This is a genomic window from Haloactinopolyspora sp. (genome assembly GCF_027324685.1).
GTDB lineage: Bacteria > Actinomycetota > Actinomycetes > Jiangellales > Jiangellaceae > Haloactinopolyspora.
This window is the reverse complement of sequence record NZ_DAHVSH010000194.1, coordinates 1-10,516: the sequence shown is the minus strand read 5'-3', so window position 1 is coordinate 10,516 and position 10,516 is coordinate 1. Positions and strand designations below refer to the sequence as shown.

At 66.5% G+C, this 10,516-nt stretch carries 13 protein-coding genes and 1 pseudogene; 8 read left to right on the top strand and 6 right to left on the bottom strand.

Annotated features, from left to right (window positions below; all coding sequences use genetic code 11):
• Positions 1-144 (bottom strand): annotated as a pseudogene (locus tag M6444_RS23080) (hypothetical protein); the annotation flags it as partial.
• A 70-nt stretch (positions 145-214) separates the two neighbouring features.
• Between M6444_RS23080 and M6444_RS20985 the strand changes: the two are divergent.
• The 3 genes from M6444_RS20985 (at position 215) to M6444_RS20975 (ending at position 2,710) form a co-directional block, all read left to right on the top strand.
• Complete coding sequence (locus M6444_RS20985; protein WP_298331921.1) at positions 215-1,015, top strand: sugar ABC transporter permease; 801 nt, start codon at positions 215-217, stop codon at positions 1,013-1,015.
• 30 nt (positions 1,016-1,045) lie between these two features.
• Entirely contained in the window at positions 1,046-1,933 is an 888-nt protein-coding gene (locus M6444_RS20980) for a carbohydrate ABC transporter permease (RefSeq protein ID WP_298331919.1), read from the top strand.
• A gap of 75 nt (positions 1,934-2,008) precedes the next feature.
• Complete coding sequence (locus M6444_RS20975; protein WP_298331916.1) at positions 2,009-2,710, top strand: FCD domain-containing protein; 702 nt, start codon at positions 2,009-2,011, stop codon at positions 2,708-2,710.
• 4 nt (positions 2,711-2,714) lie between these two features.
• Here M6444_RS20975 and M6444_RS20970 read toward each other — a convergent pair whose 3' ends face one another.
• Both M6444_RS20970 and M6444_RS20965 read right to left on the bottom strand, forming a co-directional pair.
• Positions 2,715-3,026 carry a transcriptional regulator gene (locus tag M6444_RS20970; protein ID WP_298331914.1) on the bottom strand — a complete coding sequence of 104 codons (312 nt, stop codon included), beginning with the start codon at positions 3,024-3,026 and terminating at the stop codon, positions 2,715-2,717.
• Positions 3,023-3,274: a hypothetical protein gene (locus tag M6444_RS20965; protein ID WP_298331911.1), complete on the bottom strand. Its 252-nt coding sequence runs from the start codon at positions 3,272-3,274 to the stop codon at positions 3,023-3,025. The genes M6444_RS20970 and M6444_RS20965 overlap by 4 nt, the downstream gene beginning before the upstream one ends.
• A 396-nt stretch (positions 3,275-3,670) precedes the next feature.
• Between M6444_RS20965 and M6444_RS20960 the strand changes: the two genes are divergently transcribed.
• Both M6444_RS20960 and M6444_RS20955 read left to right on the top strand, forming a co-directional pair.
• Positions 3,671-4,384: a CBS domain-containing protein gene (locus tag M6444_RS20960; protein ID WP_298331909.1), complete on the top strand. Its 714-nt coding sequence runs from the start codon at positions 3,671-3,673 to the stop codon at positions 4,382-4,384.
• Positions 4,385-4,396: 12 nt separating this feature from the next.
• Positions 4,397-5,026, top strand: a complete 630-nt coding sequence (locus M6444_RS20955) for a magnesium transporter (protein WP_298331906.1) — start codon at positions 4,397-4,399, stop codon at positions 5,024-5,026.
• 40 nt (positions 5,027-5,066) lie between these two features.
• Here the strand turns inward: M6444_RS20955 and M6444_RS20950 are convergent, their stop codons facing one another.
• Complete coding sequence (locus M6444_RS20950; protein WP_298331904.1) at positions 5,067-5,972, bottom strand: helix-turn-helix transcriptional regulator; 906 nt, start codon at positions 5,970-5,972, stop codon at positions 5,067-5,069.
• Between the two features lie 101 nt (positions 5,973-6,073).
• On the opposite strand from M6444_RS20950, the gene M6444_RS20945 reads away from it, so the two are divergent.
• Positions 6,074-6,850: an SDR family NAD(P)-dependent oxidoreductase gene (locus M6444_RS20945; RefSeq protein ID WP_298331901.1), complete on the top strand. Its 777-nt coding sequence runs from the start codon at positions 6,074-6,076 to the stop codon at positions 6,848-6,850.
• 14 nt (positions 6,851-6,864) lie between these two features.
• Here M6444_RS20945 and M6444_RS20940 read toward each other — a convergent pair whose 3' ends face one another.
• Entirely contained in the window at positions 6,865-7,815 is a 951-nt protein-coding gene (locus M6444_RS20940; RefSeq protein WP_363326455.1) for an AraC family transcriptional regulator, read from the bottom strand.
• A 73-nt stretch (positions 7,816-7,888) separates the two neighbouring features.
• Here M6444_RS20940 and M6444_RS20935 point away from each other — a divergent pair, with 73 nt between their 5' ends.
• Entirely contained in the window at positions 7,889-8,914 is a 1,026-nt protein-coding gene (locus M6444_RS20935) for an SDR family NAD(P)-dependent oxidoreductase (RefSeq protein WP_298331896.1), read from the top strand.
• A gap of 69 nt (positions 8,915-8,983) precedes the next feature.
• Here M6444_RS20935 and M6444_RS20930 read toward each other — a convergent pair whose 3' ends face one another.
• Complete coding sequence (locus tag M6444_RS20930) at positions 8,984-9,652, bottom strand: GntR family transcriptional regulator (protein WP_298331893.1); 669 nt, start codon at positions 9,650-9,652, stop codon at positions 8,984-8,986.
• 27 nt (positions 9,653-9,679) lie between these two features.
• On the opposite strand from M6444_RS20930, the gene M6444_RS20925 reads away from it, so the two are divergent.
• A partial coding sequence (locus M6444_RS20925) for a pyridoxal-phosphate dependent enzyme (protein WP_298331890.1) occupies positions 9,680-10,516 on the top strand: 837 nt, incomplete at its 3' end.

The following is a 10,516-nucleotide window of genomic DNA, read 5'->3' as shown; positions in this document are numbered from 1 at the left end:
CAACGGCACCCGCGGGTCGTTCGCGCCGTGAATGACGAACAGCGGCGTGTCGATGGCGTGAACGTACGTCAGCGGCGAGGCCTGGATCAGGAACTCACGGTCATCCGCGAGGCTCCCGTACTCCCGCTCGCGAACGGCCCGGCGCGCACGGCTGCGACAACAGCTGGTCCCTTACCTGTTCATCACGCCCAACCTCATCCTGTTCACACTGTTCATGTTCGTCCCGATCATCGGGTCGTTCTACATGAGCTTGAACGACTGGACCTTGATGGGTGAGTCGACGTTCGTCGGCCTGGCGAACTTCATCGACTTGTTCACCGACGGGGTGTTCTGGCAAGCCTTCGCCAACACCGGCTACTACGTCGCCGGAACCGTGCCCACCACGATGGGGCTGGGCCTGCTGATCGCGATCGGTTTGAACCGGCAGTTGCCCGGGCGGACGTTTCTGCGGGCGATCTATTTCGTCCCCGTCTGCATCTCGCTGGTCGCCGTCGGCCTGATCTCACTCTGGATCTTCAACGACAGCTACGGCGTGCTGAACAATCTGCTCACCACGGTGGAACTGCCCGCGGTGCCGTGGCTGTCCTCGGCGACGTGGGCGATGCCCTCCCTGATCATCGTCACCATCTGGATCCGCCTCGGCTTCAACATGGTGGTCTATCTCGCCGCGCTGCAGGCCATCCCGACCGAGTTGATCCAAGCGGCCAAGGTGGACGGCGCGAGCAGTTGGCAGCGTTTTCGGTACATCACCTGGCCGCTGCTGGCGCCGACGTCGTTCTTGCTGGTGATCCTCAACGTCATCTTCTCGCTGCACGTGTTCGACCTGATCCTGGTCATGACCAACGGCGGCCCGGGCTTTTCCACCACCGTGCTCGTGCAATACATCTACCGCGAGGCGTTCCAGTCAGGCGAGATGGGCTCGGCCAGCGCCGTGGGCGTCGTGCTCTATCTGCTCCTGATGGCTTTCACGCTGACGTATTGGCGCCTGTCCCGACAATCCACGAATGCGGTCTGAACCCGCACGGACAACGGCATGGAGAACGGCATGGTAGTCGAGGTGCAACCTCCCACCGCCGAACGAACCGATCGGCGTCGAGGCACCAAGCAGCGGACCCGGCTGCCCCGGGGCGCCGACCTGGTCATCTGGCTGGCGTTGGTATGCGGGGCGGGGATCATGGCGTTCCCGCTGTACTGGATGTTCGCTACCGCGGTCCGCCCGGCGGGAGAACTGTTCACCGGTGAGTTCGACCTGATCCCGTCCGCACTGGCGTGGAGCAACTTCAGCGAAGCGTGGGGCAAACTGCCGTGGGGAACTTTCTATCAGAATTCGGTGATCATCGCGGTCATCGGTACCTGCCTGACCGTCTTCATCAACCTCTTGGCCGGGTACGCATTCGCGAAATACTCGTTCAAGGGTCGTGACGTCATCTTCATCCTCATGATCAGCACGCTGATGGTGCCGATTCAGGTGATCCTCGTCCCGACCTTCATGGTGGTCTCCGAGATGGGGCTGGTGAACTCGATCTGGGGCGTCATTCTGCCGCGTGGCGCCGAGGCGTTCGGGATCTTTCTGGTCCGCCAGTATCTCGTCTCGATGCCGAATGAACTGATGGAGAGCGCGCGGCTGGACGGCGCGAGTGAATTCCGCATCTTCTGGTCGATCGTCTTGCCGCTGTGTAAACCCGTGATCGCGGTACTGACGATCTTCACCTTCATGTGGCGCTGGAACGACTTCGTCCTGCCGCTGGTGACCATGCAGGATCAGTCGTCGTTCACTGTCCCACTCGGGCTGAATTTCGCGAAGGGCCTGTACTACACGGACTGGACCGGAGCGATGGCGATGACACTTCTGTCCATCATTCCCATGTTGATCGTCTTCGTCATCTTCCAGCGCTCCTTCGTCCAAGGCATCGCGAGCTCGGGCATGAAGTGAGTGCTGGGCACGAGTACACTGGGCGGGTTCGTCACACTGGTCGAACAACGTCACAACAAGGGGGTTGCCGTAACGATGACCGTGTCGCGAGCGACCTTGGCCGACCAGGTGGCGAAAGAACTCATCGCGCGGATCGAACGCGATGGCTTGCGTCCCGGTGACGAGATTCCACCCGAGGCTGAGCTCGCCCGCGAGTTCGACGTCAACCGCTTGGTGATTCGCGAGGCGGTGCGCACTCTCGTCGCGCGCGAGATCCTCATTTCCAGCCAGGGCCGACCTTCCCGGGTGCGAATTCCGTCAGCGCGGGTCTTCGCCGAGATGCTCGATTTCCGGGTGGCCCAGCAATCCCTCGATCTCGACGATCTCCTCGAGACACGACGGCTGATCGAAAGCGAACTCGCCCGCCGTGCTGCTGAGCGCGTGAAGCAAGGCCTGGTGACGCTCGACTCGGCCCAGGAGTTGGTCGATCGGATGGCCGCCTCGGCCGATGACCGTGAACGCTTCGTCGAACTCGATGTCCGCTTTCACGCCCTCATCGCCGAGGCCTCCGGCTCGACCTTCCTCCAACTCATTCTCACCTCGCTGGAATCGGTGCTGTTGCGGGCCAGACGCTCCACCTACGCTGCTCGGGAACGGCGCAACGAGGGCCACGACGCGACGGTGACGGCGCACGGCCGCATCCTGCACGCCATCCAGGCCGGCGAACCGCACGAAGCAGCGGCCGCGATGGAAGAGCACCTCCGAGAGACTCAGCGTGACGTCACGTGGGACGCCTGAGACGTCATCCCCCGGCGCCGGCGCGCTTGGACGCGGTGTCTGCGATGCGCCGCAGCGCGTCCAGGTGCCCAGCCAGCGCACGCCGGCCGGACTCGGTCAGAGACAACCAGGTACGCGGCCATTTGCCGACGTACCCCTTACGCACGGCGACGTAGCCGGCCTCTTCCAAGACGGAGGCGTTTTTCGACAGGGCAGACTTCGACAACTCGCAATACTCCTGGACGGCGCGGAACTCCGCCTCGTCACTACCGGACAAGAACGCGGCGATCCGTAACCGCGTAGTGCCGTGGAACAACTCGTCGAGACCGTTGCTCATCGAAGCACCGACCCACGACGGGCCAGGACGATCCAGAACATGGCGCCGCCCACGATGCCGGCCATGACGTAGATCCAGCGCATGTCGGCTGAGGGGGTGATCCCGCAGATGAACACCGCGACGCCGCAAGCCAGGTACGTGGTCGCCTCATTGCGCGCCGGGCCGCGCAACCCTCGGATGCCCTGCCGACGGCGCGTGACCAGGAGCAGGACTCCCACGCCGACCCAGCAGACAACGGCGATCGCCACCGCGGCGAGCCGCCACCCCGTGGTGAATGGTGCGAGACCCAGGGAGCAAAGGCCAGCGGCCATGAGGATCCCGCTCACGGGAGGTTGCCATGCCGGCAGTCGAAGTCGGTGCGAGGCTGTCTCGGATTCATGTGCGACTGCCAGCGCGTCGCGCGCTTGCTGCGGTTCCATGCGGGCACGCTAGCAACTAGTTTCCTTATAGGCAACTAGTTGCTTGTGCCATCGCGGCACTCGGCCGGTTCCTCGATGCAACGCCCGTCCTGTGTCACGCGAGATCTTCACCCGCCTCCAGGCCCCCGGCCCTGGGTCGACCGGACCGACCAGGAACTGGCCGCCGGTGGCGAGCGGCGGCGCGCCACCGGCAAATGTGACCCGTTCGGAGTATTTTCGGTTCTGATGCCCCCGACCTTCTCGCCGACGGGTCCCGAGGCGGTCGAGCGGCTGCTGCGTGATCGCGATCACCCTGAGTTCTCGCAGCGTTTGGCGCGAGTGAGTGACCGGACACTGGCTCAGGCGATGAAGCGACTAGGCCGCCGAGACCTGCTCACAGTGTTCACGGCACTGCCCGGAAGCCGCGCTGAGCGCGTCTTCATCCTGCTCGCCCAACCGGTTCGCCGCGAGCTGCTCCAAACGCTGCCTCAGGATCGCGCCGCGGCGCTCTTCGCCGCCTTGGACCCTGACGACCGGGCAGCGTTGGGCAACCAAGTGCCGTCGTCGTTGGCGGCCGCCTGGCTCGAAGCGTTGGAACCGAATGAGCGAAGCCTGACCGAACGGCTCTTGAAGCACCCACCCGACTCGGTCGGCCGGGTGATGAGCCCTGAAGTGGTCGCAGTCCGAGCCGACCTCACCGTAGGCACGGCGTTGGACGTGGCCCGCCGCGGCGCCGAAACGGCCGAGACGATCTACATGCTCCCGGTCATGGACGACACCAACGCGGTGCTCGGCGTCGTCAGCCTGCGGCGGCTGCTGGCCAGCGATCCGGCTACGCCGGTGTCCGACGTCATGACCAGGCCAGCCGTGGTGTTCAGCGCCAGCGAAGATCAGGAGCTTGCATCTCGCGCGTTCGTCGACGCCGGGCTCATCGCGGCCCCGGTGGTCGGCCCCGACTGACGGCTCGCGGGGGTGCTTACCGTCGACGACGCCATGCGGATCCTGCAGGAAGCCGGTGAGGAGGACCTCGCTCGCGGGACCGGAACCGAGCGCCTTCCCCGTTCCTATCGGGTGACCTCAGTGTTCGACCTGATGCGTTCCCGGGTCGGGTGGCTGTTGGTACTCATTGTCGCTGCCACCCTCACCGTCAACGTGCTGGACCATTTCCAGCACCTCCTTGACCAGGTCGTGGTACTCGCGCTGTTCGTGCCGCTGCTGATCGGCACGGGCGGCAATGCCGGCGCCCAGTCGGCGACCACGGTCGTGCGTGCCATGGCTGTCGGCGATATCAGTGGCGGCGACCACCTGCGAGTCTTCCTGAAAGAGACCAGCACCGGGCTCGTGCTGGGTTCGCTCCTCGCCGGGGTCGGCTTCCTGCCCGCCGCTGTCTTCGCCGGCCGCTCCATCGCCGTCGTGGTCTGCGTCGCACTGGTCGCCATCTGCGTGCTCGCCACCGCGGTCGGGTCGCTCATCCCGATGCTCGCGCGCCGGCTCGGTATCGACCCGGCCGTGGTCAGCGCCCCGTTCATCAGCACCATCGTCGACGCCAGCGGCCTGATCGTCTACTTTCTGGTCGCACGGGCGGTCCTCGGGCTGAACTGACGCCAGCATCGATACCGCGGGCCGAAGAAGGTCGTGGACGTCATTCACGCGCGGGTCGTAGGGGCCGTTGTGCCTTCCGAGGCTTCGCCAACATGCCGGGCTCCGGCGTGCAGCCGTTCCACCCCGCCGACGGCAGGTCTGATGCGAGAAGCAGCGAGAGCTTCTCCGCGTCGGCGCTCCCTGGCTCGGGGTGGTAGATGACGAGCATCTGCCCGTCCGTCCCGGTGACGGGCAGCTTCTCTCGGTACAGCGTGAGTTCGCCCACCACCGGATGCTCGATGGACATCATCGCGCCTTCGCGGCGGGCGACGTCCTGGCGACCCCATAGCTCGCGGAAGCGCCGGCTGGCGATGGAGAGATGACCGACGAGGTCCACGAATCGCTGGTCGTCCACATCGACCCCGACAGAGCTGCGGAACCCGGCGACGAGCCGCGCAGTGACCTCGTCCCACGCGGGGTAGAGCGCCCGCTCGGCGGGATCGAGGAAGACGTCGGTCAACCGGTTGTTGCCGACGACGAGCCTGGGTGACAGCGCGGCTGCGTACGCGTTCGCGGCCAGGACGTCGAAGTACCGGCCCTCCACGAAGGCCGGGAAATCCATGGTGTCCACCAAGACACGGATCCCGGGCGGAACCGTCTCCTTGCGAGAACGCCGGCGTGACGCGCGCGGACGGGGCTGGGCGAGAGACAGCAGATACTCGGTACCGGCGTCATCGAGCTGCAGAACCCGGGCGAGTGAGTCGAGCACCTGCCGCGACGGGCTGCGGTCCCGGCCCTGCTCGAGCCGCAAGTAGTAGTCAGCACTGATGCCGGCGAGGATGGCGACCTCCTCACGCCGGAGGCCGGGCACCCGGCGGATGCCGATCTGCGGCAGTCCGACCTGTTCCGGCGTGATCAGTTCGCGGCGTGCACGCAGGTACTCGCCCAACAGATTCACCTCGGCCATACCGATCACCTTAGGCACGACAGCCGTACGTGCCTGGTCCTCTCACTCCCAGGATCACTGGTGTACTGCCGCGTCCCGCCCGACGAAGCGAGGCTGAAAGCATGAGCACACTCGCACTCGTCACAGGCGCGACCTCGGGCATCGGTCGCGCCTTCGCCGACCGCCTGGTCTCCGAGGGATACGACGTGATCGCCGTCGGACGTGACACGACTCGGCTGGACGAGCTGGCCGCAACTCACCCACGCGGCGCGATTCGCCCACTCGCCGCCGACCTGTCCACGACCGATGGCGTCGAGGCGGTCGCCGCAGCGGCCTCGGGCGAGCCCGTCGACCTGCTGGTCAACAACGCCGGCGTCGCGCACTACATGCCGCTGGCCGACCTGCCGGCGAATCAGGCCACCGAGGTCGTCAACGTCAAGGTTCTCGCCCCGACGCTGCTGGCGCGAGCTGTACTGGGCGGAATGCTGGAACGCGACACCGGGACGATCATCAACGTCGCCGGCATGATCGCCTTCAGCGGCCCCGCCCCGTCGTCCGTCATGCCCCGGCGCGCCGTCTACGGCGGCGCTCTGGCCCACCTGCTCGCCCTCTCCCAGCTCCTCGCAGCCGAGCTGGACGGCACCGGCATCAGGGTCCAGGCCCTCTTGCCTGGCGTCGTGGCCACCGAGTTCCATACTCGTCAGGGCATCGACCTCAGCGCGCTACCCCGCATGTCCCCGGCTGACGTCGTCACCGCCAGCCTGCGCGGGCTCGAGCTCGGCGAGACCGTCACCGCGCCTGGCGTCGAGGACACCTCGCTGCTCGATGCGGTGTTCGCCGCCGACCTGGCCGCGTTCGGTGGGCAGAGTCCTGAGCTGGCCACCCGGTACCGAGGCTGAGGGCCCCGGCCGGGTCAGGGTGCGGCCAGCGATCCGGCCGGCTCGGCGTCGGCGGCGCGAACCCTGCGGCGATAGCTCGCGGGTGAGATGCCGACCTCGCGCTTGAACGCGTTGCTGAAGGCGCTCTCGGATCCGTACCCGAGCTGAGCTGCCAAGGCGCTGATACGGGTGTCGCCGTCACTGAGTGCGCGCTGGGCCTGCAGCATGCGCCACTGACTCAGATAGGTCAACGGGGGCAACCCGGCGACCCTGCGGAAGCGCTCGGCGAACGAGGCACGCGACATCGCGCAGGCCCGGGCCAGTTCCGCCAAGCCCCATGATCGTCCCGGCTCGGTGTGCATCAGTGTGACCGCGGGGCTCAGCCGCTTGTCGGCCAGCAACTGCAACCAGCCGGAAGGAAGAGCTTCGGCCTGTTCGAGATAGGCCCGCAGCATCTCCAGCAACAGGAGCTGACCGTACTGCCGGACGGCGAACGCAGAACCAATCCGTTGCCGGGCCAGTTCGCTGAACAGGCGGTTCACGGTGTCACGCAGTCCTGCGGCACCGGGCTCGGCTCCCCGCACGTGCGAAACCGGGGGCAGGGCCTGCCGCAGCAGCGCCTCTCCGCCCGGGTTGAGATCGATCCGCCCGCCGAGGAAGGCGTCTTCGTGGTGCGGGTCAGCGCCCAGCATCGCGGCCAACGGCAGGTCGGGCTGCCGTTCGTCGGGCGTAACGTCCATCGGGCCGCCGCGCAGCTCCAGCCATTGGCAGTTGTTGAGTATTCCGACGTCGCCGGCCGCCAACTCGATGGGAGCATCCAGTCCGTCGGTCCGCAGTCTGGCCCGGCCGGAGAGCATGGCGACGAACTTCAACGGGTGCGTGATCGGCGCACTTGACACCCATGGGCCGCGCGCGGCGAGTCCGCCGGTGAGCACCCCCTGGACTTCGATGAGCGAGAACACCTCGGACAACTGGTCGCCAGCCACGGCCATACTCTCGCTCAACTATTCAAGACTCGCAACCATTCACCGTCCAGCCCGTGACCAGGAGCATGGATTCATGCCTTACACGACAACGCAACAGCAACCCATCGCAACGGAGTTCACCGCAGCGTCCACTGTCGACGACGTACTCGCCGGCATCGACCTGAGCGGCCGCAACGTCGTCATCACCGGCGGGCACACCGGCCTCGGCCGGGAGATGACCCGAGCGCTCAGCCGCGCCGGGGCGGCAGTGACGGTCGCCGCCCGGAACCCGACCAAGGCAGCCGCTGCTCTCGACGACATCCCCGGCGTCGAGACGCACCGGCTCGACCTGGTCGATCCAGACTCGATCGACGCCTTCGTGACCCACTTCCTCGGCACCGGCCGCCCACTGCACATCCTGATCAACAATGCCGGCATCATGGGCGGGGCGCTGGCCCGCGACAATCGTGGATACGAGTACCACTTCGCGGCCAACCACCTCGGGCATTTCCAGCTCACCAACGGGCTGCTGCCCGCGCTGCGAGCAGCTGGCGGCGCGCGAGTGGTCACCATGACCTCCGGCGGGCACCGTCTGACCGACATCCGTTGGGACGACCCGAACTTCGAGCACTCCGAATACGACGGCCACATCGCCTATGGGCAGTCGAAGACAGCCAACGTGCTGTTCACCGTCGAACTGGACCGTCGGTGGTCCGCTGATGCGATCCGCGGCTATGCGGTACATCCGGGCATCATCGTCACCACGAACCTCGGACCGGCACGCGGAGCAGGCGAGGACCCGACGTTCTCGGCGGAGTGGATGCAGATGCTGCGCAGCCAGGGTTTGTTGGACGACGACGGCAACGCGGTGATCGCTCCGGAACTGGGCCTCAAAACCCCCGAGCAGGGAGCCAGCACCGCGGTGTTCGCGGCCACCAGCCCCCTGCTCGCCGACATCGGTGGGGTCTATCTCAAGGACAACGACGTAGCGCCGGTCGATGACACCCCGCCCACCACCGAGTTCGACGGACCCCCGCCGACCGATGTGGCACCGCACGCCATCGATCCAGCGTCAGCCCAGCGCCTCTGGAGCATGAGCGAGCAGCTGCTCAGCGCCTAGGTCGACGTGCGGGTCCGAGGGGACGGCCGGGGACTGGCGCCGAAGTGAACCGCCGGCGGCCGGTTGGAGTCAGCTATGCGTCAACCACCGGACAACCGCACGCCCGCCCTGTTGCCAATGCGCTTCGACCAGTTCCGCTGCCTTCCGGCGATCACCTCGACCGAGAGCTTCGAGGATGCCCGCGTGTTGTGTGTCGGCCTCGTGCCTCGACGTCACTTCCCGCATGTAGGTCAGCTCGTACCGGGAAAGGTTCATGCGCAGCCTCTTCACCATGGCGCTGAGCTTGCTGTTGCCGCCGAGGCTGACGAGCAGGTCGTGCCATTGGGAATCCAGTTGCCAGCGCCGAACGGCATCGACACACGCAGCGAGTTCAGCCATGGTTCGGCGCAACTGGTCCAGGACGGCTTCGTCCACGCCGGTCGCTGATCTGAGGGCGAGAGCTTCCAACGACGACAGGATCGGGTAGAGCTCGCCGGCTTCGGTGACGTCAAGGGGCCGGACGGTGAACCCGCGCGCCAGGGCCGACTGCAGGATCCCATCAGCTTCCAGCCGCAGTAGCGCTTCGCGGACCGGCGTGCGAGAGACCTGCAAGGTGCTACTCAGCCCGGCTTCGGTCAGGGCCGCACCGGGGGCGTACTCACCTGAGCAGATGAGAGTGACGATGCGCTCGTAGACCGCCTCACGAAGTGGCTGGCCCCGAGGAATCGGCTGGTCCGCGCTCGATGTTCGCGTCGTCATGATCGCACATCGTATACGATGCGCATCATGAGTGACATCCGCGCCGCGAACGTCGAAGCCGCCGCCACGATCATCGACTCGGTCTTTCTCCACACTCCGCACCTGGAAGATGCGTCGCTGTCGCAAGCCGTGGGTCGAGACGTCGTGGTGAAGCTGGAGACGATCAACCCGGTGCGCAGCTTCAAAGGCCGCGGGGCGAGTTACTTCATGGAGCAGGTGACGCCCGGGCAGCGCGTGGTCACCGCATCAGCGGGCAACTTCGGCCAAGCCATCGCCTACGCGGGACGCCGCCGAGGAATCGACGTCGCCGTCTACTGCGCGGACAACGCCAACCCCATCAAGGTCTCCAGAATGCAAGCGCTCGGGGCGCACGTCATCCAGACCGGGCCGGACTTCGACACCGCCAAACAAGCCGCGCGTGCGAGCACCGCAGGTGATCCGGACGTCGTGTTCGTCGAAGACGGTGACGCGCCCCGGATCACCGAGGGAGCCGGCACCATCGCGATCGAACTCGTCCAGGCCGAGCCGGACGTCATCGTGGTCCCCGTGGGCAACGGCGCGTTGGCCACGGGCATCGGCTGCTGGATCAAGGCTCACCACCCTGCGGTGAACGTCATCGGCGTCAGCGCCGCGGGAGCTCCGGCGATGGCCAGAGCTTGGCGAACCGGGAACCCCGACCCCGCCGATGCCGCGGACACCATCGCCGACGGAGTCGCCGTCCGCGTCCCGGTCCCGAGCATCGTCCCGGCCTTCCGCGCCTACGTGGACCAGATGCTCCTGGTCGACGACGCCACCATCGTCGAGGCGCTACACCTCATCCGCGACACCGTCGGGATGATCCTCGAACCGGCCGGCGCCCTCGGA

Bases quoted from the DNA above. Each gene is read 5' to 3' on its own strand.
- M6444_RS20985 (WP_298331921.1), top strand. From the start codon at position 215: ATGTTCGTCCCGATCATCGGGTCGTTCTACATGAGCTTGAACGACTGG.
- M6444_RS20980 (WP_298331919.1), top strand. From the start codon at position 1,046: ATGGTAGTCGAGGTGCAACCTCCCACCGCCGAACGAACCGATCGGCGT.
- M6444_RS20975 (WP_298331916.1), top strand. From the start codon at position 2,009: ATGACCGTGTCGCGAGCGACCTTGGCCGACCAGGTGGCGAAAGAACTC.
- M6444_RS20970 (WP_298331914.1), bottom strand. From the start codon at position 3,026: ATGAGCAACGGTCTCGACGAGTTGTTCCACGGCACTACGCGGTTACGG.
- M6444_RS20960 (WP_298331909.1), top strand. From the start codon at position 3,671: ATGCCCCCGACCTTCTCGCCGACGGGTCCCGAGGCGGTCGAGCGGCTG.
- M6444_RS20950 (WP_298331904.1), bottom strand. From the start codon at position 5,972: ATGGCCGAGGTGAATCTGTTGGGCGAGTACCTGCGTGCACGCCGCGAA.
- M6444_RS20945 (WP_298331901.1), top strand. From the start codon at position 6,074: ATGAGCACACTCGCACTCGTCACAGGCGCGACCTCGGGCATCGGTCGC.
- M6444_RS20935 (WP_298331896.1), top strand. From the start codon at position 7,889: ATGCCTTACACGACAACGCAACAGCAACCCATCGCAACGGAGTTCACC.
- M6444_RS20930 (WP_298331893.1), bottom strand. From the start codon at position 9,652: ATGACGACGCGAACATCGAGCGCGGACCAGCCGATTCCTCGGGGCCAG.